At 57.5% G+C, this 23,011-nt stretch carries 13 protein-coding genes; 4 read left to right on the forward strand and 9 right to left on the reverse strand.

From position 1 onward, the window contains the following. Window positions 1-57 precede the first annotated feature (57 nt). From HDF12_RS08140 to HDF12_RS08155, 4 genes are all read left to right on the forward strand, one after another. Window positions 58-1,158 carry a substrate-binding domain-containing protein gene (locus HDF12_RS08140; protein WP_179582020.1) on the forward strand — a complete coding sequence of 367 codons (1,101 nt, stop codon included), beginning with the start codon at window positions 58-60 and terminating at the stop codon, window positions 1,156-1,158. A gap of 95 nt (window positions 1,159-1,253) precedes the next feature. Beyond that, a complete protein-coding gene (locus HDF12_RS08145; protein ID WP_179582021.1) occupies window positions 1,254-3,464 on the forward strand; it encodes a bifunctional rhamnulose-1-phosphate aldolase/short-chain dehydrogenase in 2,211 nt (736 codons plus the stop codon). A 12-nt stretch (window positions 3,465-3,476) separates the two neighbouring features. Then, entirely contained in the window at window positions 3,477-4,961 is a 1,485-nt protein-coding gene (locus tag HDF12_RS08150) for a rhamnulokinase (protein WP_179582022.1), read from the forward strand. A gap of 25 nt (window positions 4,962-4,986) precedes the next feature. Beyond that, window positions 4,987-6,447 (forward strand): RNB domain-containing ribonuclease, encoded by a 1,461-nt coding sequence (locus HDF12_RS08155; RefSeq protein WP_179582023.1) that lies wholly within the window; start codon window positions 4,987-4,989, stop codon window positions 6,445-6,447. Between the two features lie 24 nt (window positions 6,448-6,471). On the opposite strand, the gene HDF12_RS08160 is transcribed toward HDF12_RS08155, so the two are convergent. From HDF12_RS08160 to HDF12_RS08200, 9 genes are all read right to left on the reverse strand, one after another. Next, window positions 6,472-7,140 (reverse strand): class II aldolase/adducin family protein, encoded by a 669-nt coding sequence (locus tag HDF12_RS08160; protein WP_179582024.1) that lies wholly within the window; start codon window positions 7,138-7,140, stop codon window positions 6,472-6,474. 494 nt (window positions 7,141-7,634) lie between these two features. Further along, entirely contained in the window at window positions 7,635-9,158 is a 1,524-nt protein-coding gene (locus tag HDF12_RS08165; RefSeq protein ID WP_179582025.1) for a GH39 family glycosyl hydrolase, read from the reverse strand. 161 nt (window positions 9,159-9,319) lie between these two features. Next, window positions 9,320-10,897, reverse strand: a complete 1,578-nt coding sequence (locus HDF12_RS08170) for a GH39 family glycosyl hydrolase (RefSeq protein WP_179582026.1) — start codon at window positions 10,895-10,897, stop codon at window positions 9,320-9,322. A 421-nt stretch (window positions 10,898-11,318) separates the two neighbouring features. Next, a complete protein-coding gene (locus tag HDF12_RS08175) occupies window positions 11,319-14,852 on the reverse strand; it encodes a TonB-dependent receptor (protein ID WP_179582027.1) in 3,534 nt (1,177 codons plus the stop codon). 537 nt (window positions 14,853-15,389) lie between these two features. Then, complete coding sequence (locus HDF12_RS08180) at window positions 15,390-15,743, reverse strand: STAS domain-containing protein (RefSeq protein WP_179582028.1); 354 nt, start codon at window positions 15,741-15,743, stop codon at window positions 15,390-15,392. Window positions 15,744-15,951: 208 nt separating this feature from the next. Further along, window positions 15,952-16,830, reverse strand: coding sequence for a sugar phosphate isomerase/epimerase family protein (locus HDF12_RS08185; RefSeq protein WP_179582029.1), 879 nt, complete (start codon window positions 16,828-16,830; stop codon window positions 15,952-15,954). Window positions 16,831-16,985: 155 nt separating this feature from the next. After that, window positions 16,986-18,305, reverse strand: coding sequence for a Gfo/Idh/MocA family protein (locus HDF12_RS08190; RefSeq protein ID WP_179582030.1), 1,320 nt, complete (start codon window positions 18,303-18,305; stop codon window positions 16,986-16,988). 68 nt (window positions 18,306-18,373) lie between these two features. After that, window positions 18,374-19,306: a sugar phosphate isomerase/epimerase family protein gene (locus HDF12_RS08195; RefSeq protein WP_246373513.1), complete on the reverse strand. Its 933-nt coding sequence runs from the start codon at window positions 19,304-19,306 to the stop codon at window positions 18,374-18,376. A 146-nt stretch (window positions 19,307-19,452) separates the two neighbouring features. Continuing rightward, window positions 19,453-22,974 (reverse strand): outer membrane beta-barrel protein, encoded by a 3,522-nt coding sequence (locus tag HDF12_RS08200; RefSeq protein WP_348641567.1) that lies wholly within the window; start codon window positions 22,972-22,974, stop codon window positions 19,453-19,455. Window positions 22,975-23,011: the final 37 nt, after the last annotated feature.

The following is a 23,011-nucleotide window of genomic DNA, read 5'->3' on the forward strand; positions in this document are numbered from 1 at the left end:
ACTAACGCATGTGCCGCATAATGGATCGGCTGAGTGGTTGCTCCTCAGCGGGAGACTATGGCGGTACGAAAGACCTCGAAAAGACTTTATCTGATTCCTGTGTTGTCGAAGGCGCTGGATATTCTGGAGCTGCTGCAGTCGGAAAATCAGCCGATGACGCTGGAATCGATCCATCGACAGACGCGGATCTCGAAGACGACCGTCTACCGGGTGTTGAAGACGTTTGTTCATCGCGGATATCTTTCGCAGTCCCCCGATGGGATGTACCGGCAGGTGACGCGGCCGAAGAAGATGCGTTTCGGGTTTGGCGGGCAGAGCGCGGATATGCCGTTTTCGGTGGAGGTGACCGAGAGTTTGAAGGATGCGGCTGCGGCGGTGGGCGTCGATCTGCTGATTCTGGATAACCGTTATGACTCTGCAACTGCTTTGAGGAACGCAGAAGAGTTTGTCTCAAGCAAAGTGGATCTGGTGATCGAGTTCCAGGTGGAGCAAGAGGTTGCGCCGATGATCGGTGACAAGATTGCGGGAGCGAAGATTCCGCTGATTGCGATCGATATTCCGCATCCTCACGCGACTTATTTTGGAGTGGATAACTACCGGGTTGGAATTGAGGCGGGAGAGACGCTGGGGGCGCATGCGACGACGAGTTGGGAGGGGAAGGTTGATTGGGTGATCGGGCTGGATCTGGCTGAGGCGGGGCAGCTGGTGCAGAGCCGGATTACGGGTGCGTTTGAAGGAGTGAGGAGTGGACATCCGGAGTTACCGGTGGAGGTCTTTGTTCGGATCGACGGGCGGGGGATGCGCGACCGGAGTAAGAAGCTGATCTCGGATTTTCTGCAGCGACATCCCAAGGACAGACACATTCTGATTGCTGCGGCTACGGACTCGAGTGCGCTGGGTGCGGTGGATGCGGTGCGAGAGCAGAAACGCGAGAAGCATGTGGCGATTGTGGGGCAGGATTGCATTGCAGAGGCCATGCAGGAGATGCGGAAGGACAAATCACCGCTGATCGGATCGGTTTCGCATGAGGCGAGCTCGTATGGGCCGAGTTTGATTCATCTTGGACTGTCGCTGCTGCGGGGACAGACGGTTCCTCCTTACAACTATGTGGCCCATAAGATGGTGACCCGGGAGTCACTTAGTGTAGTGCGAGTTTGAGGGTTATTTTCTCATTGGAAATAGTTGCCGTATTGGTGTTGTGTGTGGAATGATAGTCGGGGCCTGGAATTGGCCGAGACGATAGAGGTTGACACATGACGACGGCACAGAGTGGGCTGCGGTTTTTGGAAGATCGTTGGGACGAGGCGGTCGCGGCAAAACTGGATGCACCGGAGCTGCTGAGATATAGATCGAACCTGTTGGGTTCGGATCTGCGGATTACCAACTTCGGCGGTGGAAATACCAGTTCGAAGCTGGAGCAGGTCGATCCGCTGGATGGAGGGACGAAGCAGATTCTTTGGGTGAAGGGGAGCGGAGGAGATCTGGGCAGCATCAAGCGTGCGGGGTTTGCGACGCTTTACATGGAGAAGCTGCTGGCGCTGGAGAAGGCGTATCGCGGGGTCGATCTCGAAGACGAGATGGTGGAGATGTACCCGCTGTGTACGTTCGGGAATAATCCTGTTGCGGCTTCGATTGATACTCCGCTGCATGGCTTTTTGCCGTTTGCCCATGTGGACCATCTGCACCCGGACTGGGGGATCGCGCTGGCGGCCTCGGCGAATGGGAAGATCAAGATGGAGGAGTTCAATAAGGAGTTTGGACACAAGCTGGTGTGGCTGCCTTGGCAGAGGCCCGGGTTTGAGCTGGGCATGATGTTGAAGAAGATCGTGGAGGAGATGCCGGGGTGCGATGGCGTGGTGCTTGGCGGCCATGGGCTGTTTACGTGGGGAGATACGCAGCGCGAGAGCTACCTGAATACGATTACGATCATCGATCAGCTGGGGCAGTTTATTGAACGGCATGGTTCCGTTGCGGGGCATGTGCACTTTGGCGGGCGCGAGGTAAAGATTCGCGAGGACAGGGCGGACGTGGCCTTGCGGGTGATGCCCTATCTGCGTGGGGTTGTGTCGCGTAAGCAGAGGTGGATTGGGAGTTTTAGTGATCTGCCGCAGGTGATGGAGTTTGTGAACTCGGCGCAGGCGGAGAGGCTAGCACATTTGGGGACGAGCTGCCCGGACCACTTTATTCGTACGAAGATTCGGCCGATGTTTATCAAGTGGAACCCGGCGGGTGAGCCAGCGGAGTTGAAGGAGCTGATCGAGACGTCGCTTGAGACGTATCGTGTGGAGTATGCGGAGTACTACAAAAAACACGCGGTGAAGGATTCGCCTGCTGTGCGCGATGCAAGCCCCACGGTGGTTCTGGTGCCGGGTGTGGGAATGTTCAGCTTTGGAAAGAACAAGACGGAGTCGCGGATTACCGGCGAGTTCTATATCAATGCGATTGGCGTGATGCAGGGCGCGGGGGCTCTGGGCGGGGGTGTGGTCTGCAACGATATTCCACAGGCTGGACCGGCGGCTTCCGCGGATCAGTTTACGGTGCATGCGAACTATGTTGCGCTACCGCCGAGTGAGGCGTTTCGGATTGAATACTGGAAGCTGGAAGAGGCGAAGATTCGGAGACAGCCGCCAGAGAAGGAGCTGAGCCGTCGAATCGCTCTGGTGGTTGGCGGAGGTAGTGGGATTGGGCGTGAAGTTGCGCTAATGGCGGCTGCGAGGGGGGCGCATGTTGTGGTTGCTGACCGCGATGTGAAGGGTGCCGAGGCGGTTGCTGAAGAGGTGAAGGCGATTGCCGGGAAAGAGGCTGTCAGCTGGACGAGCATTGATATTCGTGACCGGAAGACGATCAAGGCTGCTCTCGAGTCGACGGTGAAGCAGTTTGGTGGAATCGATATCTTGATCAATACAGCTGCCTTGTTTCCTTCCTCGCCGGATGGTGTGATCAGTGATGCGCAGTGGGCTTTGACGCTCGAAGTTAATGTCACGGCGAACTACCTGCTGACGGATGAGGCGGCGAAGATCTTCGCGGAGCAGGGACTGGACGCGAGCGTGGTGCTGACGAGTTCGGCGAATGCGGTTGTGGCGAAACGTGGCAGCGAGGCGTACGACGTGAGTAAGGCGGCGTTGAGTCACCTGGTTCGGGAGCTGGCGGTTTCGCTTTCGCCTAAGGTGCGGGTGAATGGGATTAGTCCGGCTACGGTAGTGAAGGGCTCGACGATGTTTCCGCGGGATCGCGTGATTGCTTCGTTGAAGAAGTACAAGCTGCCGTTTGAAGAGACCGATACGGATGATGGATTGCGAAATGAGCTGGCGCAGTTTTATGCGACGCGGACTTTGACGCATCAGCCTATTGATCCGAAGGATTGTGCAGAGGCGATTATGTTCCTTGCGGGGCCTCTGGCTCGCTGCACAACGGGGCATTTGATTCCGGTGGACGGCGGTTTGACGGAAGCGTATCTGCGATAGGAGAGGCACGCGATGAGACGGACGCCAGATAGGGCGCTGGTTCCGCACGATACGCGGGCTTTGGTAGCGGTGGACCTGGGAGCGGAGAGTTGCCGGGTTTCGCTGCTGCGCTGGGTGGCGGGACGGCCGGTGATGACGGTGGTGAATCGGTTTGCCAACGCTCCTCGTGAGGCGGATGGTGGACTGCGCTGGGATTTAGGGATGATCGAAGCCGGGTTGAAGCATGGGCTTCGACTCTGCGCGGAGATTGCAGTGGAGGGCGTGCGCTCGATTGCGGTGGATGGTTGGGCAGTGGACTATGTGCGCGTGGATGCAGATGGAAGGGCGCTCGCTGATCCATTTTGTTATCGCGATGAGAGGACGATTGAGGCGGAGCAGAGTCTGCACCTCGAGATTGCGCCTGAGCGACTGCGCGAGTGCACGGGGGTGCAGTTGCTTCGTATTAACACTCTGTATCAGCTGTATGCGGATCGGTTGCAGGGACTGCCTGCGGGTAGTCAGTGGATGAATCTGCCGGAGTATATTTTGTCGCGTTGGGGTGGGGCGCCGGTGGCGGAGTTTACGAACGCGACTCACTCGCAGATGGTGGATCTGAAGACCCGGAGGTGGTGCGAGGAGATCTTTCAGGCGGCGGAGCTGAATGTTGAGCTTGCGCCGAAGCTGGTTCCTTCGGGGACTGAGGTTGGCAGGTTGAGTGGCGAGTTGGCGGAGCTGGCGGCGTTTCGCGATACGGTGCTGATCGCTCCGGCTTGCCATGACACTGCTTCGGCGATTGCGGGAATTCCTGCGGTGGGGGACGACTGGGCTTACATCAGCTCTGGAACGTGGTCGCTTGTGGGGACTGTGCTGGAGGAGCCGAGGAATGATGCGGCTGCGGCGGCGGAGAACTTCACGAACCTCGGCGCGGTGGGAGGAAGAGTCTGCTTTCACAAGAATGTGAACGGCATGTGGCTGATCCGGCAGTGTCTACATCAGTGGGCGGCGGAGGGCCGGGAGTGGAGTGTGCCGGATTTGGTGGCTGCGGCGGAGAAAGTGGCGAAACCCGTTGGGCTGTTGGATGTGGATGACTCTGATCTGCTGCTGGCCGGAGGGATGCCACAGAGGATTAATGCGCAACGGGTGAGGATGGGGTTAGTGGCTTTGGGGGAAGGACCGGAGAATGCTCCGGCTTTTGCGAGTTTGATCTTTCATAGCCTGGCGGCTCGGTATGCGGAGGTGCTGGAGCGCGTGGCGTACCACAGTGGCAAGAGGTTGAAGCGACTGTTTGTGGTGGGTGGTGGGAGTCAAAATGATTTTTTGAATCGGCTGACGCAGGAGGCTACGGGGTTGGAGTTGTTTCGTGGCTCGGCGGAGAGCTCGACGGTTGGGAACTTTGCGGTGCAGCTGGCGGTGCTGGAGGGTAGCCGGGATGATGTGACCGGTGCGGATGCAGAGCAGGTTTCGCGTTGGGCGGGGCGATTGGCATTGGCGCTGGAAGAGGCGGTTACGAAGAGTTAGCACTCGCGTGGTAGGCTTCCCTTGCATGTCTGCTCATCCTTTTGATCTTGTTGCTTCTGCCTCCGCTGAGATGGTTCGCGAAGGTTTTCGTACCGATTTTCCTGACGGCAGCGACGCGCAGGTGGCGGCGATTCGTGCGGCTGAGGGAGCGAAGGCCGATGCGGATGTTCGCGATCTGCGTGGGCTGTCGTGGTCTTCGATCGACAATGACACTTCGCGGGATCTGGACCAGATTGAGGTAGCCGAACGCGTGGAAGGTGGGGTGCGCGTTAGGGTCGGGGTTGCCGATGTTTCGGCTTCGGTGCTGAAGGATACGCCGCTGGATCGTCATGCGGCGGAGCAGACGCAGACGGTGTACACGGCGGTGCGGAACTTTTCCATGCTGCCGACGGAGCTTTCCACGGATCTGACTTCGTTGAATGAAGACGAGGATCGGATGGCGGTGGTTGTCGAGTTTGTGGTGGACGGTCGAGGGAAGGTGCAGGACACTGCCATCTACAGGGCGCAGGTTCGGAACACGGCGCAGCTAGCGTACAGCCACGTCGGGCCGTGGCTTGAAGGGAAAGCGGGGCCGGATGCGAAGGTGGCTGCTTCGGCGGAGTTGCAGGAGCAGTTGCGATTGCAGGATGAGGCGGCGGTGGCGCTGCGGGCTGAGCGAGTGAAGATGGGAGCGCTGGAGTTCAACCGGGCGGAGGCCGATCCGGTGGTTGTGGATGGCAAGGTGGAGTCGATTGGCACGGCGTTTCATAACCGGGCGAGCGATTTGATTGAAGAGTTGATGATTGCTACGAACGAGACGATGGCGCGGACGCTGCGGGCTGCGAAGCGATCTTCAATTCGTAGGGTGGTGAGGTCGCCAGAGCGATGGGCGCGGATTGTGGAGCTTGTGGGGAGGTATGGGACGGTGTTGCCGGGGAATCCAGACTCGGGCGCGCTGAACGCGTTTCTGCAGGCACAGAGGCAGTCAGATGCGGTGCATTATCCGGATCTGTCGCTGGCGATCATCAAGCTGATGGGGCCGGGGGAGTATGTTCTGGCTAAGGGAGATGAGCCGGAGCAACAGGGGCACTTCGGGTTGGCGGCGCAGGATTATTCCCACTCGACGGCGCCGAACCGACGCTTCGTGGACCTGGTGACGCAGCGGGTGGTGAAGGCAATGCTGGCGGGGGAGGCTGCTCCTTATACCGACGATGAGCTTGAGGCGATTGCGAAGCACTGCAATGAGAGGGAGTCGGCTGCGCGTAAGGTGGAACGGGCGATGCTGAAGCGAGTCGCAGCGGTGGCTCTGGCCGGTAGCCTGGGGAAGAGCTTTCATGGAGTGATTACCGGCGCGAACGATAAGGGGACCTATGTTCGGGTATTCGATCCTCCGGTGGAGGGTAAGGTGGTGCGAGGCGCGCAGGGGCTGGACGTGGGGGACATGGTAGATGTGACGCTGCTGCATACTGATCCGCAAAATGCGTTCATCGACTTCGCACATGGGTGAGGCTGGAGGACGTCTATGGGGTTGCTAAGTTGCGTTGCGGAGGTATTTTTGTTTTGCGCGGCGCAGATCGTCCAGTTGATCGTCGCTCAGGGTCTGCGAGGAGCCTAGCTGGTGGGCGACGAGGCGGATGTGGGCGAGGTGCTCGACGGTCTCCATCTTGAGGAAGGCGTCGAGGAGCGTGGGACCATACGCTACGGCACCGTGATTGGCCATGAGGATGGCGGTGTGATGGGGGATAAAGGGTCTGAGGCTGGCCGCGACCTCGTCGGTACCGGTGGTGGCATATTGTGCCAGTGGGACTGAACCGAGGGTCATGACGGCCTCCTGGCAGAGCATCTCGTCGAGGGCGCGGCCGGCGCAGGCGAAGGCGGTTGCGATGGGGGGATGGGAGTGGACGACGGCTTCGATGTCCGTTCTCATCTGGTAGACGGCGAGGTGCATGCTGAGTTCGCTGGTGACCTTTCGTGAGCCCGTGAGCTGACGTCCTTCGAGGTCGACGATGACCATGTCGGAGGGGCGCATGAGGTACTTGCTCATGCCGGTGGGAGTGACCAGCAGGCGCTCCTGATCGAGCCGGACGGAGAGGTTTCCTGAGGTTCCCGGCATAAAGCCGAGCCGCGAGAGCCATCTGCCGAACTGGACGAGTTCGCGCCTCAATTCAACTTCTGGTCGGCCGATACATTCTTCGATCATCGTTCCTCTTTCGTTGCCATGAAGTGTAATCCCATTCCGGTTTTCAAAGTGCATGTTTCCTCACAGGATTTCGAATGGAGATGGTTTTATTTGGATGATCGGTTTTGGCGAAGAGGAGCTTTGCCGGTTTCGCCTATTTTGGCGGAGGCCATGAAGAGGTGAGCGGCGGGAGCGGGCCGATGACGGACGGCGCACGGCTGCCAGTCCGATGGAAGCGATGTAGTCATACTGTCCGCAGTCGGGGTTGCTCCCAAACTGGCGGGGAAATGATTTGGTTGAGAGGTCCGCATAGACGGTCATAGTTGTTCAGCGAAGATACACTCTTCGGGGGTCTTTGGTAGAGGAGAGATTTCTTTTATGACAATATTCGCCAGGTCGAGGGTTCTTGAATCTCTTCCAGTCGGTCGAATGATGCGGAAGACAATGTTGACGCTCTGGGTATGGATGCCCCGAGCCTCGCTCTGAGCAAGTGTGATGGCTTGGGCTGAGCCGATTCAATGTCGTGAGTTTTCGACGTGGATCAGTAGCAGCGCGTTCGGACTGAGACTAAGGTGTAAAGTTCCATTGCTAAGTGCCATCTCTTCTGGGGCGGGGAGTGCGGTCTCGCGGTTTAGCTGCTCGGCCTGTTCCGGTGTCGGGTTTTTGGGCTTACCCATGGCGGCCCACTGCGGCAGAACATTTCCATGGGTCAGGTCGACTCGTTGAATCGCGGCCTTTGCGTTTTGTGGGACGCCGAGCAGATGGAGGGTTAGTTCGCGGGAAGTTCCCTGTTGGCCGGGGTCAACCATATTCCATGCCGCGATCGCCAAATCTCCGTTCGCCGTTCGCGTGACGATAACGTTGTTGGAGACGTTGGCAAGGCGTTGATCGCCGAGTTGGTGTAAGAGCCCGTAGGCGTAGTAGCTGGGCTTGTTGATTCCGTCGAAGGCGCGTAGGCCGAAGTCTCCGCGAAATGGGGTGCTGGTGGGACCGCCTTCTTCGAAGACGTCGGAGAAGGTCCAGAAGGAGAGCATGTCGACGTTGCCGTCGCACTCGCGTACTGTGTTGGCCAGGGCGGGGCCGACGTAGATCGTGTCGCGAGCCTCCATCATGCCCGGAACGTTCCATTCTGTCCAAAACAGCGGCAGGTGAGGTGTGGCGGAGCGGTTGATCTCTCCACGAACCTTTGCGATGGCGCGACCGACTCGGTCGTCCATGGGGATGTCTTCGTTGGTGCCAAACATGTTGTGGACGGTGTCGTCGGCGTATCCATGGGTGGAGACGAAGTCGACGGGGATGTGATTTTCCGCGGTGTGCTGGAGAAACTCGGGGATCCATTGAGCCGCGGCCGTTGCTGGTCCGCCTACACGCAGACGAGGGCTGACGGATTTTAGAGTGCGTGCGGTGTGGTCGTAGAGTTCGAAGTACGATTCTTGCCGGGGGATGCCGTTCCAGAAGTCGATGTTAGGTTCGTTCCATACTTCGAAGTACCACTGGGCGACTTCGTCGATGCCGTATCGCTCGACCAAGTGCTGGGCGAAGTGTTGGATGAGGTCGTCCCAACGCTCCATGCTCTTTGGTGGCGAGACGTTTTGTTTGTACCAGAAGGGGTGGAGAGCGTCGGGGTTGAAGGCAAGCTTCTTGGGCATGAAGCTGATCTCTACGACCGGACGAACACCGTTCTTCAGGAGGCCGTCGTAGATGGAATCGACGTAGGCGAAGTTGTAGACGGGGTTGCCATGCTCGTCCTCGTTGTAGACGCCGACTTCGTCGTGAAGGATCGCGTGAAAGCGTACGTAGCGGAAGTCCGCTACTTTTTTAACAGCGCGCAGGTCTTCTCGGTAGGCTTCGCGCAGGGTGAGGATGGCGCGACCGGAGCCGAACATCTGCTCCCAAAAGTGCGGAAATGGAGTCGTCGTCGCGTGGGGGTCGATGGTGACGACTTCGTCGCCGGACGCCTGAGATTGAGCGAAGGTCGGCCACGCAATGCACAGAAGAATCAGAGAGAGCGGTAGGAACTTGCTTCTGCGGCTAGTCATTGTTACCTCGTTCTGGACGGAGGGAGGCGTTTGGAGAAAATTTTACTTGTGACGCAAAGCATTGTGACGAGTCGTTAGTCTGCGTTTCACTTCACGTCGAGGAGGCACAGGCTTAACTCAAGAGTTCAGGACCGGGCCCGGGTCGCTCAAACAGCGGCTGTTTATTTGACTACAAGAAGAACGAGGCCGTGTGGCGGCACAGTGATCTGCAGATGACCGCCCGAGAGCCGCAGTTGTTCTGCAGGTGCCATTGAACCGGCTGCTTTCAATTGTTTGATCTGGCCCTGCGTGAGGCTGCCACGCGGTCTTCCCATTGTGTCAAATGCTTTTACTGCATTTCCGTGGTCGTCATCCAGTCGCAAGAGCTCAACTTTAGCGTTTGATGGAACGCCGGCGACAGTCACCTGGAAGTTTTTGTCTGTGCCCTTGCTGGTGGGGGGTGGGGTATAGGCGGCGCCCGTTCCGAAGGGTGGGGCATAGTTCCAAAAAGCGACTTCTACGGCGCCATCGTCCGATCTGGTTGCCAATGCATCCTCATTCTCGAGTTTGATTCTGTGGTCTCCAAGGCGATGCAGCATCGCGAAAGCATTGAGGGATGGCTTTGGAATGCTGTCGGCGGCGATGAGGCCAAAGCCACCGTAGAATGGCGTTCGAACGACCCCCTGTTCCTCGAAGACGTCGGAGAACGACCAGTAACTCATCGACTCTGTGAGGCCGTCGCATTGGCGGATGTTATTCGCTAACCAGGGTCCCATGTAGGTGGTGTCCGTTACGTCGGGCTCGTTCGAATAGCTGGCGTTGTACTCACTGAAGAGTAGCGGCATCGTGGGGTAGGGAGAGGAGGCGATCTCGTCGTGCACCTTTTTTACTGCGCGATAGACCATGACGTCTCGCGGAATCTGTTCGTCGGTGTGGAAGACATCTTTGGCGGTGTCGTTTGCGTAGACGTGCGTTGAGGCGAAGTCGACGGGAATGTTGTGGTCTTTGCAGTGCTGGAGGAAGTCCGCGACGTATGCGGCCTGGGCCGTCGATGGTCCGCCTACGCGAATCCTTTGACTCACTTTCTTGAGTGCGAGCGCGGTGTGATCGTAGAGTTCGAAGTAAGTGGGCATGTTGGGTCGGCCGCCCCAGAAGTCGAGGTTCGGCTCATTCCAAACCTCGAAGTTCCAGGTGGCGACTTCGTCGATGCCGTAGCGGTCGATCAAGTGCTGGGCGAAGGCGGCGATCATTGCATCCCAAAGAGCGTAATCCTTTGGTGGAGATACGACTGGTTTATAGAAGAAGGACTGCGTCTGGTTTGGGTCGGCTGCCATCTTGCGGGGCATGAAGCTGAGTTCTACGAAGGGGCGAACGCCGTTTGCGAGAAGGCCGTCGTAGATCTGGTCGATGTAGGAGAAGTTGTAGATGCCGGCGCCCTGGACCTTTTCGGGAGGCAGTCCGGGATTCTGCGTCGTTGCGTCGGGGTCGTAGAGGCCGACCTCGTCGAGAAAGATGCCGTGGAATCGCACTGATTTGAAGTCGGTTACGTTCTTGACGGTGCGGAGATCGTCGCGGTAGCTCTGGCGGAGAGAGAGGATGGCGCGGCCGGAGCCGAAGGTCTGCTCCCAGAAGTGGGGGAAGGGGGTGGTGGGGGCGCCGGCGTCGATGCGGATCTGCTCGGGCTGCTGGGCGGCGAGGGGGAACGAGCTGAAAAGGGAGAGGCTAAGCGCGGCAAGGGCGAGAGTGCGGGATCGAATCATGAGGGATCTCTCCAAGGGTGTGCAGCTTGTGGTGAATTCATGGTGACAACGTGATGTTTCGGTGGTGCGACGTGGTGAACTAACACCATGTTCGCGTGGTGCGGGAGCAGGAATGACGCGGGTTTCGTGGTTTTTGTGTGTAGAAAAATACCTGGATAAAAATGCACTATAAATGAGGCAGCCACTTTTCTTGGGACCTTGCCCTTTGAGTTCAGGGAAGGCAAAGGTAAAGACGAAATACAGGATCCTTCGGCTTCGCTCAGGATGACGACCGAAAGGATCTTGGGTGACGATTCAAAGTGACGACGAAGGGCTCTGGTTGTCCACAAACAACTTAGGTTACGACGAATAACTTTGCAATGACGGTGAAGAACTCCCCGTCTGCACCTGGGTGGATTTGGTGCAGACGGGAAGAGGTTGGCTAGAAGCTGAAACGGGCCTGGATGTTGACGGTTCGTGCACCGAGAGCGGCTTGTGCCTGGCCAAAGTTTTTGGAGGTGATGACGTTGGAGATGCTGGAGGTTTGAAAGTTGAGGTTGTTGAAGAGATTGAAGGCATCGGCGCGGATCTCGAACTGCGCGTTTTCTCCGAGGATGGGCATTTTGGGAAGGCCGAAGGCTTTTGTGATGGTGCCATCGACATCTTTATAGCCGGGGCCGTCGAGGGAGTTACGAGCTACTCCCGGGAGTTGTGGCAGGGCTGCCATTGCGAGTGGACCCGATCCGGTCGGGACGGGTGCGGTCGGTGGGACGTAGTACGCGGTCCCGCTCTCAGTCTTGGCGAGTGGGAAGTTCTGGTTCAGGCCGTTGCCTACACCGGGTCCTGATTTGAAGGCGTCGTTGCTGGTGCTGTGACCTGCTCCGCCGAGATAGGTGGCTGGACGCAACTGGCTGTAGCCGCTGCTGGCGTAGTAGAGGCTTCCGGGTGCATTGAAGACGGGGGTCCATGGGAATCCAGTGTGAATGTTGAAGATGCCGCTGACCGACCATCCGCCGAGAACCTTCTCCATCCAGGCGCTAGAGCCGTGGAAGAAGACGGGCTGCCAGAGGCCGTAGATCTTGAACGCTTTGCCTACGTTGTAGTCTGAGCGGCCGCGAGCTAAGTATGGCGCATAGGGGTAGGGGTCCTGATAGTAAGGGCCGGAGCCGTCATCCATACTCTTGGCCCATTGGAACTGAGCGTCGATTTGGACGTGATGCGACATTTGATGTTTGAGGCCTGCGAGGAAGGCGTTGTTGTTGGACGCTCCATTGTTTCCGAAGAGCTGGAGGCTGTTGACGAGTGGGTTGAGGGGAAGACCCTGAGCGACAGCGGTGACGTATTGGTTGGAGTTGACGATGACGTGGCGGGTGGTGCTGCCCTGATATCCGACCGTTGCGACGAGTTGGTAGGGAAGCTGGAACTGAGTATCGAGCGAGTAGTGCTGGGTATAAATGGTGGGTAGATTGTGAGGGAGAGATACGAGTCCGACGCCGCCGGCGACAGGCAGGTTAGCACTGTTGAAGGTGGTGATGGTGTGCGGGTTTGGGGGATAGCCGAAGAGTGAGTGAGGATCGGACGCTATCCCGTAGACGATGCTCGAGTTGATGTTGGCGGGGCTGGCGCTGGAGAAGTTCGGACTGACGACCGTCGGCGGGTTGCTCGCAACGTTGCCTGCAATGGCAATCTCCTCCTGATTGTAGTTGAGGCCGTAACCGCCGCGTACGACGAACTTCCCATTGAAATGAGGCGGGCTGAAGTTGAAGCCAAACTGCGGTCCGAAGTTACCTTTCTGTGAGTTGTAGAGTGTGCTGCTTGGCCTGATGCTAAGACCGCTGAAGGTGCTGGTGCCGGAGCCCAGGATGACAGCGTTAATGTTATTTTCCTTCGAACCGAAGGGCCCAAAATAGGAGTAACGAAGGCCGAAGTTGAGAGTCAGATTGGGAAGAACCTTCCAATCGTCCTGAGCGAAGAAGCCCCAGAGGTCTTCGCGGGTGTCCTGACGGTTGGTGGCTGGAGTGCCGGTAAACGGATTGAAGCTGCCACTTTCGGAGCTCGGTGCATCGTTCAGGAAGTCCCAGTAGTTATAGAAAACATAGCTGGGACGCGCGGAGTAAGTTGGGTTGTTGAGGTAGTAGAGGCGTGTCAGTTCGCCGCCAAATTTGATGGTGTGGTTCCCTAAGATTTTGGTTGCGATGTCTCGGTAACTATAAGTCCACTGGTTGTAATCGCCGGGGCCGGGTGCGCCGAAGCTGCCGATGGAGGTTGTGGCGATACTGCCGAGTGCTCCGATTGAGTCGGTGGGTAGGCCGAAGGGCGCCTGCGGGTTGGAGCCGATCTCGTTGTAGCGATATCCTGCCGCGTTGGCACGAGCTTCATTCAGGAAGGAAGGCGTGAAGATATGGTTCCAGATGACGGAGAAAGCGTCATTGATCTGTTCGTGATGGAAGAGATTGTAGGCGCGGATGGAGCCGTTGTATTGAGTGACAGTCTGCGGCACCCAGTAAATGGCAAACGCTATGTGATCTTTTTTGGTGACGTCGGAGTCGAGGCGACCGTTGTACTGGCTCTCAGTGATGGAGCTGGGATTTGACAAGGTGTAGTTGGCGATATCGGCTACATTGGAGAGTCCACCGCCGACTCCAGGATTCGCGGTGCTCTGCCATGTGAGGTCCTGGGTGCCGAGACCTGTGGTGATCGGCGAACCGATGTTGAGGCCCTGGCCCGGGATGGTGCGGCAGTTGACGTTTTCGGTTAGTCCTACGTTCGCGCAGGTCTGGTTGATGAGGCCGGCGGAGCTGACGCCAGCCCCCGGGAATGTGAGGAAGGTCTTCGAGATACTGTTAGCGGGTGCAAGGGCCGCGAAGGCTGAGGTTTCATACCAACCTGTGCTGGTGACGGAGGAGCTGTTTCGCTGGGTTTCGTAGGCAAAGAAGGCGAAGAGGCGGTTCTTTAAGATGGGACCGCCGATGCTGCCCCCGTACTGGTTGAATCGTTGAGTGTCTCTAAGGAGACCGCGTTCCGAGGCCGTGCCCGGAGTGAGCGAACCGGGGCCGTTGTACTTCTGGTAGGCGTTCAAGCCGGGACGGCTGGCGCGAAAGAACAGACTGCCATGGAAGTCGTTGGTGCCGGCCTTGGATGTGACCTGGATCTGGGCTCCGCTGAAACGGCCGTTCTCTGCATCGTAGGTGTTGGAGACGATCTTGACGTTACCTACGGAGTCTTCAGTTGGGGTGATGACGGAGGTGCCGCCCCACACTGCGCTAACGGTACTGATTCCGTCGATCGAGATGCCATTGGTTTCGTATTGACCGCCGTTGGAGACGGCCTGGGGCCCGTTTTCGGTAGCGAAGATACCGGCACTGGCGTTGGTGCCGCCTGGACCCTGAGTACCGGGTAGATTGTTCGTGCCACCGGCGCCCCCCTGCGAGCCGTCGCCGAAGACTCCGGGCGCGAGTTGGACAAGTTGGAAGACGTCGCGGCCGGCGGATGGGAGATGCTCGATCTGGTTGCTGTCGACGGTTCCGCTGGTTGAGGCGGTCTCGGTTTCAAGAGCGGAGATCTGATCACCATTGACGGTGACCGAGAGAGAGGTATCGCCGAGCGCCATGGTTATGTTGATGGCGTTTGACTGCTCGGGAATGATATGCACGTCTTTGATGATTTGCTGCTTGAATCCCTTCGCGTCTGCGGTGAGGGTGAAGTGGTCCGAGGGAAGAGCGTTGAAGTTATAAACGCCGCTGTCGTTGGAGGTTGCGGTGAGTGCGCGGCCGGTGTCATTGTCGGTGAGGGTGAGGGTTGCACTTGGAATGACGGCGCCTTCGGGGTCGGCTACGGTTCCCTGGATGGACGCGCGGAATTGAGCGTGAGCGGTGACGGCGCACAGGCTGAATATGATCGCGACAACGGCCGGGCCCAGCACAGAATGCAGGAACCTCGTGAGATGAGTGGTGTTGCTGGAATGAAAGTGTTGCATTATGCCTCCTGATTGGAAACGTTTGAGGAAATCTTCGCCATGGCTGAACTCTCTTTGGAGACAGGGTGTGATTTAGGCAAACGTTTGACCGGTAGAGACTATGCACGTCCCGACAAATGACTGTCAAGGTTGGGCTTTGAGGCTTACAGGCTCATGAAAAGATCTGGAACCTCTCCTCGCGAATATTGGTCATAGTGCCCGGAACGGCCCTGCGGAGGGCCCAGTACATATGATTGCTCTTCTATGCGTCCCAACGTGGATTTCGAATGGCAGCGTCTCCCTCCACGGGACTAAGCGGCGAGGGTCTATGACCATTGGCTCGCTGTCTCACAGACGCGACGGTTGGAATTTGGACCTGAGTTGGAATTTGGACTCGAGAGGATTAGTGCAAGGATCTCTGCAGGCGGGTTATGCTTCTTCCGCAACAATCTCTATCGCGACAGGGGGGAAGGAACGATACAGAACACTGTTGCCTAAGGCGATCGTGTGCGTGGACCCTGGAGCCAGCGTTTGAGAGGCGCGGTGTTGTGTGGTCACTCAGGATTTAGAGAAAGAGGATATAGCTTCCTGTTCCTCGGAAAACACCTCAAAGAGCGGTAAAAGGTTGCACATCTTCAAGGTCTGCGTTACTTGCTTCGATGGATTTACGAGTTTCAAGGCCCCGCCCGCCTCTTTCGTTGAACTCATGATCATCACCAGGAGTCCGATGCCGCTCGAGTCCATGCGGCTGATGCCGGTGAGATTGAAGACGAACCGGGTCGCTCCATGAGCAGTCAGACTGTCTATTTTTTGTCGCAGGTTATTGACCGGAACGCCGAGGACGAGTGCACCGCTCAGTTCAACGGCTTCTATTCCCTCGTGGTTCCTGATGTTTATCTCAAGTGTGTTCAATGCTGCTCCTTCATCTCGACGACCGCCCCTCTGGATTAGCCCATCGTCATTGCTTGTGTCGACTGTCAAATCCGTCGGCAGCAGAGAACTCAGCCGCGCCAGCCAGCGGCAGGATAACATTCTCGCGCTAACAATGACATCGGACGACGAGATTCATATCGGGGCGTGACTCGGATTTAGGGTTGCTTGTAGTGGAGATCTGGCGGGATCAGCCGTGGGTTAGATATCCCATTCCGGCCAGGACGCCTCGCATGTAGGAGAAGCTGGCGATGACACCTGGCATTGGGTCGTCGGCGTGGACCTCGTATTCCAGGTCGACGAAACCTTTGTATTTGGTTTTGATAAGAGCCTCGAAGATTCCTCTCACCGGCATAATTCCGTCTCCCACGGCAACTTGGCTTTCTTTGCTTTCGAAGTTGGTGAGGTCCTTCATGTGGACGTTGAACAGGCGTGGACCGACCTCGTGAATGGCTTGAACTACATCTGTGCCCGCACGGACGGTGTGGCCGACGTCGATGCAGCAGCCGATGCGTGGGTCCATGTTTTTGACGGCCTTGAGGATATCGAGCGGGGAGTGCCAGAGTTTGTCTTCGGGGCCGTGATTGTGGATGGCGATGCGGATGTCGTATTCCTTGACGAATTTTTCTACGCGGGGAAGGGTGTCGGGCGCTGGGTCGCCGGCGACGATGACGGAGATTCCGGCGCGTTTGCAATACTCGAACTTGCTGCGGATGTCAGCATCCTCGTCTTTGGCGAAGTAGATCGCTCCGGCGGCGTGGAGCTTGATGCCGGCGGCGGTGTAGTCTGCGAGTGCCTTGCTCTCCTCCGCTGGATCCATGGGAAGATGATCCTTGGTGTCCTTCACGTTGAGTTCCGTGACGTTGAGCTGCTTCATGAAGCCGATCATCTGTGCGCGGGTGAAGTTGCGGAAGGTGTAGCTGGCCAGTCCGAGTTGAATGGGAGACGGCGCTCCGGCGGCGTGCGAGGGTTGCAGGGCCAGGGAGGGAAGGGCGTTGGAGGTGATTCCTGCCGCCGCGAGGAGAGCGCCGGATTGGACGAAGCTGCGACGTGAGAGCGTATTGGTCATGAGTGGTTGGGACTCGCGCTTTCTTTGAGTGTGTGGCAATGGTCTTGGCGTCAGGCGCTCGAATTGTGCCTGCAAATACAACGACGACGGAGTTGATACACGCTGACCTGCGGACCGCTTATAGAAGTCCGCAGGTCGCGCTAAAGAGCTAAAGACTAGACGTGTGGCGCCCAACCTTTTTCGTAGTCGCGGCCCCACATCTTCATGGCTTCGGAGTCGTGCAGCACCTTCCCGTCGGTGTTATCGAGTTGAAGCTCGCGGTTGACCTCCCAGGCGACATTGGAGAGTTGAAGCATGGTAACGGCGACGTTTCCAATGGAGACGGGAGCCTTGAGTTTTTCACCCTTGCGAACTCCGGCGATGAAGTTCGCGAAGTGAGCGTCGGTCATGGAGTCGCGGCCGGTGAGATCGGAGGAGGATGTTTCTTTTCCAGTTGCAAACTCGCTGGTTTTGTTTCCTTTGAGATCGTAGATCTCGTATCCGTCGCGATCGACGAGCACGGTGCCGGTGGTTCCCATGATGGCTGATCCGCGGTCGCGGTTGTAGTACTTCATCCCCTGGCAGCTCTTGCCCTCCCAGGTGATCATCTTGTCGGGGTAGTAGAAGCTGGTGACGAGGGTGTCGTAGAACTGCCAGTCGTCCTTGAACTGATAGCGTCCACCGGATGAGGTCACCCGGTCGGGGAAGTCGACACCGAGTGCCCAACGGCAGACGTCGATCTCATGAGTGCCGTTGTTGAGGGTTTCGCCGGTGCCATAGGTTCGGAACCAGTGCCAATTGTAGGGTTGAATGTTGTCGGTGTAGGCACGTCGCGGCGCGGGACCCTGCCAGAGATCCCAGTCGAGCTGCGGCGGTACGGGCGCTTCCTTGCCTGTGCCGATCGACTTTCTTACGTTGCTGTACCATGCCTTGGCGAAGTAAGCACGGCCAATCAGGCCGTTGTGAATCTTGTCGACGATCTCAATGGTGTGGGGTGAGGAGCGCTGCTGGGTGCCCATCTGGACGAGCTTTCCGTACTTCTGCTGGGCTTGTACGAGGAGCGCGCCCTCGGCCGGGTTGTGGCTGCAGGGCTTTTCGACGTAGACGTGCTTACCTGCCTGTAATCCAGCGATGGCCATTGGGGTGTGCCAGTGGTCGGGCGCAGCGATAGTGATCGCGTCGACGTCTTTCTGCTGAAGGATGTGGCGAAAGTCTTTTTCGGCTGCAGGTGCTTCGCCCATCTCTTTTTGCGTGTCGTCGGCGAACTTCTTTAGCGTGTTGCTGTCCACGTCGCAGACATAGGCGATGCGCGCATCTTTCTTGTTCGCCTTGAGCGCGGAGAGGTGAGCGTAGGCTCGGCTTCGAACACCGATGACGGCAAAGTTGAGGCGGTCGTTGGAGCCGAGGATCTGCGCGTAACTCTTTGCGGTTGATGCGACAGCGAGGCTCGCTGCTCCTACTGCTAGTGTGTCGAGAAACTCTCGTCTGGTAATCATTGTTTTTCTCCCATGGTCTGAAACGGCACAGAATATCTTTCGAAGTGATGGCTGTCGCTCGAGACGGTCTAAAAGGTTCCCGAGTTCATCAGGCACTGCTTCATGCCAGCCCAGCTGATTCGCGTGGAGGCTTCCGGGGTGCCCGCTCCGCGCCAGTGCGTTTCGAGGCTGACGGCGTCGCGGTAGCCGGCTTGTTTTAGGGCACGGAACTGTGCGGTCCAGTCGACGTAACCTTTATCCACGGGCGACCAGACGATCTTTCCTGTGTCGTCCTTGACGGCGTTTTTGCAGTGGCAGTGGTGGATGCGGTTTTTGGGCAGAGCGTCCCAGCCACCGGGGAAGGCGTCGAGTTCGCCGCGCATGACGGCGTTTCCGGCGTCCCAGTTGAGGACGAAGTGCGGGGATTGAATGGCTTCGAGGGTCTTTGCTGCCTCGCGGCCGGTGGCAGTGTTGCATGCGAATTCGTTTTCGATGACTAAGAGAATGCCTTGTTGGCCGGTGATCTCAGCGGTGGCTCGAAGCTTCTCGTTGATGGCTGCACGGTAGGGAGCGACGTCATCCAGGCGCCAGAAGTCGAAGCAGCGAATCTTGTCGGTCTTGAACTGTTTTGCGAGAGAGATGGAACGAGCGAGGACTTCGTCCTGCTGCTTGTAGGCGGACTCGGCGGCGCCGTGGAGGTCTTCCTTGGAGCTGTATTGGGACTTGGGGGCGCCGGGCCAGTCGACTTTGAAGAGGGGGCTCGCGATGTCAGTGACCTGGAGGCTGTATTTCGCGAGGATTTTCTGAGCTTCGGCAATCTCGGCGTCGGAGACGGTTTGGAGATTCTTGCCCCACATCTCGCGCAGCTCCACATAGTGCAGGCCGAAGTCGTTCGCGATGACGGAGCAGGCATGATCAAAGTCTTGCGAGATCTCGTCCGAGATGACTGCGATTTTGAAGGGGGATTGCGCCGCGGTAGGGAGGCCAAACAATGGTCGGGCTGCGGTGGCTGCAACGGCCATTCCGGCTCCTGCTAGAAAATTTCGTCTGGAAACGCCTGGCATGTTTCTCCTGTTTGTTCGTGGTTGAAAGGAATCGATAGTGGTACGACGGGTTGAGTAAAGGCCGGTCAACTAATGGACGCGCTGACCGGCCAATAAGTTGATTCTCAGAACAGGAAATGCACCGACGCCTGCAGGGTGCGGCCTCCTCCGACCCCGTTTACGCTGCCCTGGCCGCTGCCGAGGGTGTTTGTGATCTGACCGAAGCTAGAAGCCGTGCAGCAGTTGTTGGTGTTGCTGAAGTTTGGATTGAAGACGAATTGCGGGGTATTGCTCAACTGGAAGGCTTCAATGCGAGTCTCCATGGTGGCTTCTCGGAAGATATTGAAGCTCTTGAACAAGGAGAAGTTGTCCTGAATATAACCAGGGCCGCGGAACTGATTTCTTCCGGTGTTGCCGGCGCCGACATTCTCAGGTGTGCAGGTGGTATTTGTAGGGCATCCGCTGGGGACAGAGAAGGCTGTCGGGTCGAACCAGTGCGCGTTCGCACCGACCTGATGCGTGACATGGTATGTGCCTGTGAGGTTCGCCGTCTGAGAGGTTCCGGGAGTGTTGAGGTTTGCACCGTTTGTGAGGACGCTGAAGGGAAGGCCGGAGAGGACAGAGATTATTCCGGAGATCTTCCAGCCTCCGAGAGCGACGTTCGCGAAGCCGGAGTTGAAAGTGCTATGGCCACGACCAAAGGGAAGCTCGTAGGTAAAGCTCTGCTCGAAGTTCAGGGTGCGGTCGAAGTCGAGTGGAGCGTAGTTTTTGCGAGGGTTCGCATAGAACAATAGGCCGCCATCGTCAGGGCTGTTCGCTGGCGAGACGTTATTGCTGATGTAGCCCATTGCTTTGCCCCAGGTGAAGGCCGAGGTAAATGCCAGGCTGTTTGAGAATCGTTTTGTCAGTTGCGCCTGAAGGGATTGGTAGTTGGAAGAGAAGGGGAGGAAGTATTGATTGGTCGCCGCAGTACGTCCGAACAGGATATTTTCAGGATCAGACTTTGCGCCCCCGCCGTAGGTCGTCGGTTGGTTGATGTTCTGAGCGCCGGAGATATCGACGCCGTGGTTTGCGACGTATGCGAGTTGAAGCGAGAGATTTCCACGGAATGCCTGCTGCACTGCGACGTTCCAGGATTCGGCGTATGCATTCTTGAAGGTTTTAGGGATGTAAAAATAGGCTTGATTTTTCAAGAAGCTGGTGTTCGCGGGAATGATGCCGCTGGAGGGGATAGTGACCTTTACCGGGGCGGGGAAGCCGGCCTGGAAGGTAGCTGGCGTTACCCCATCACCAAGTACTGCAGGAGTGAAGGGCGATGCTCCCGCCGGCTGATAGCTGTTGTTGGCGCGGATCGGGTAGTTATAGGCGTAGACGTTGTCCGGGAACGGCATGTAGCTGATGCCGAAGCCTCCGCGGATGACGGTATCGTCTGTCGCGCGGTAAGCGAATCCTGTACGCGGTGCGAAGTACCTGTATCGAGTCTCTAAACCGAGATTGTCCGGGTTGCCGCCGGTGCCCGCGATGACGATGTTGTTGGTCGTGGGATCGTAGTTGGAAAAACCACCGGAGTGCCTTGGCGTTGCAGGCGGATAGAACTCCCAGCGAATGCCGAGGTCGACGGTCAGCTTTGAGGTTGCCTGCCACTTGTCGCTGGCGAAGGCGAAGAACCACCATTGACGGTAGGCCGGAAAGAAGGTGTTGAGGTCGCGTCCCGTCTGACTGGGAAGGTCGAAGAGGAAGCTGGCGATGTCGTTGGAGATGTTTGTTTTTGCCGCGACACAGCTGGCTGGTCCGGACGGGCAGACGTTGCTTGAAGTCTGAACGTCGGAGAAGGTGAATGCACCGCGTGGGCTGAAGGTTTGATCCTGGAGCAGGTCGTCGCGGACACGGCGAAGGTCGCCACCAAATTTGATGGTGTGGTTGCGGATGACCTTAGTCCAGTTGTTAACGAAGTCGATGTTCGATTCGCCGCGAATCCATGGGACCGAGGCTGAGTATCCGATGAGAGTTCCGGAGAAGCCGCCGTTGATGGTGAGGCCAACCTGTCCGGAGGTAAAGGGCTGTCCCGCGATGTTTACGCCTGGGACACCCAGAGCGTCCGCGTCGTTGGAGCCGTAGTCGCTTGGCTGTGAGTTGTTTCGCAGGTGGGCAACGCCGAATCGGACTTCCGTGAAGAGGGTCGGAGAGAAGATGTGATCGTAGTTGCCGCCAGTGCTGTAAGAGGTCTGGAGGCCGGTACCTTCAAAGCCGCCGCCAGCAGGGCCACCCAGGAAAGAGCCAAATGCGGGAGCCTGGAAGGTGTTGACACGCTGATAGCTGTATCGGCCACTGAGGTGGTTCCGCTCGTTGATGGTCCAATCGACCTTTGTATCGAAGCTGTTTGTGCCCTTGGTGAAGGGAAGGTTGGTCGTGTAGTTGTTGGCAGGGTTGATGAGAGGCGCGCTATGGTTCAGGGTTCCATTGGTAAGGGCTGCAGCGTTCACCATCTGCAGAATCTTTAGCGAAACGGGATTGACCGCACTGATCGGTATCTGATTGTTCGCGAAAGGTGTGCGCGGTGTCGTCTTACCATCTCCACTGGCGGGATCGAAGACCTGGCCTATCTTGGTTTGGCTTGCCGGGTCGACTGCTCCGAGGGCGGCGCTGAGATCGATGTTGCCCTGAGCGTTCGGAGTGTAATAACGCGAATCTGGAATGGTGAGAGTGCTGCTAACGCGCTCATGATCTGAGGTTCCGAGATAGTCCGCGAAGAAGAAAAGTTTGTCTTTGATGATGGGACCGCCGATGCTGCCGCCGTAGTAGTTGTACGACAGATGACCGAGGGGGCCACCGAAGTAGGAGCGAGCGTTTACGGCGCTGTTCTGAATAAATTCGAAGGCCGAACCGTGGAAGGCGTTCGACCCAGATTTCAGGATGACATTGGTGACGGCGCCGGTGGCACGGCCAAGCTCTGCTTCGAAGTTATTGGTTGAGATATCTACAGTTTGAATGGACTCCGCCGGCGGGATGATGATCTGGAGAAGTCCGGTGCGCTCATCGTCATCGATGCCTTCGATCTGGTAGAGATTGCCCATGCGTGGCAGGCCGTTCGCTTCAGTTTGCAGGGTGCTTGCGGCATTGAAGAATTGGGAGTGTTGAAAGGTCGCAGGCGCCATACCGGGAACGAGATTAAGCAGTGTTTGAAAGTTGCGGTTGGTTCCGAGGGGTAGATCAGCGACCTGTTTGGACTCGATCTTGGTGCTGATGTCGGCACGGTCGGTCTGAAGGAGAGGGGGAGCGGTCGTCACAAGAACGGTCTCCGAGACGCTGCCAGTCACCATGGAGATGTCGATGCGTGTGGAGGAGTTTGTGAGGAGATCGATGTTCTGATGCGTGTCCTTCTTGAATCCCGGAGCCTCTGCGGTGATGTTGTAGGTTCCGGGCGGAAGATCGGGAATGGTGTAGTTGCCGCTCTCGTTGGTCACAGTTTGATGAACGGCGCCGGTCGCGGCTTCTATCACGGTGACTTTGACCCCGGGAACAGTTGCCCCAGTTGGGTCATTGATCGTGCCGAGCAGTGTTGCGTTGACCGCCTGCCCGAAGACACAGGGTGATAGAGCGAGGACGAGAAGGGGAATGATGAGTCTTAGTTTCTTTAGCGTGATCACGTGAAAACCTCCGAAAGGTGTTACAACTTTTCAGGCC

Origin of the sequence: Tunturiibacter gelidiferens (assembly GCF_013410115.1) — a bacterium.
In the GTDB taxonomy this organism is placed as follows: domain Bacteria; phylum Acidobacteriota; class Terriglobia; order Terriglobales; family Acidobacteriaceae; genus Edaphobacter; species Edaphobacter gelidiferens.

What these genes read in the sequence shown, in the direction of transcription:
- HDF12_RS08140 (WP_179582020.1), top strand. Translation starts at nt 58, where the DNA reads ATGGCGGTACGAAAGACCTCGAAAAGACTTTATCTGATTCCTGTGTTG.
- HDF12_RS08145 (WP_179582021.1), top strand. Translation starts at nt 1,254, where the DNA reads ATGACGACGGCACAGAGTGGGCTGCGGTTTTTGGAAGATCGTTGGGAC.
- HDF12_RS08150 (WP_179582022.1), top strand. Translation starts at nt 3,477, where the DNA reads ATGAGACGGACGCCAGATAGGGCGCTGGTTCCGCACGATACGCGGGCT.
- HDF12_RS08155 (WP_179582023.1), top strand. Translation starts at nt 4,987, where the DNA reads ATGTCTGCTCATCCTTTTGATCTTGTTGCTTCTGCCTCCGCTGAGATG.
- HDF12_RS08160 (WP_179582024.1), bottom strand. Translation starts at nt 7,140, where the DNA reads ATGATCGAAGAATGTATCGGCCGACCAGAAGTTGAATTGAGGCGCGAA.
- HDF12_RS08165 (WP_179582025.1), bottom strand. Translation starts at nt 9,158, where the DNA reads ATGACTAGCCGCAGAAGCAAGTTCCTACCGCTCTCTCTGATTCTTCTG.
- HDF12_RS08170 (WP_179582026.1), bottom strand. Translation starts at nt 10,897, where the DNA reads ATGATTCGATCCCGCACTCTCGCCCTTGCCGCGCTTAGCCTCTCCCTT.
- HDF12_RS08175 (WP_179582027.1), bottom strand. Translation starts at nt 14,852, where the DNA reads ATGCAACACTTTCATTCCAGCAACACCACTCATCTCACGAGGTTCCTG.
- HDF12_RS08185 (WP_179582029.1), bottom strand. Translation starts at nt 16,830, where the DNA reads ATGACCAATACGCTCTCACGTCGCAGCTTCGTCCAATCCGGCGCTCTC.
- HDF12_RS08190 (WP_179582030.1), bottom strand. Translation starts at nt 18,305, where the DNA reads ATGATTACCAGACGAGAGTTTCTCGACACACTAGCAGTAGGAGCAGCG.
- HDF12_RS08195 (WP_246373513.1), bottom strand. Translation starts at nt 19,306, where the DNA reads ATGGCCGTTGCAGCCACCGCAGCCCGACCATTGTTTGGCCTCCCTACC.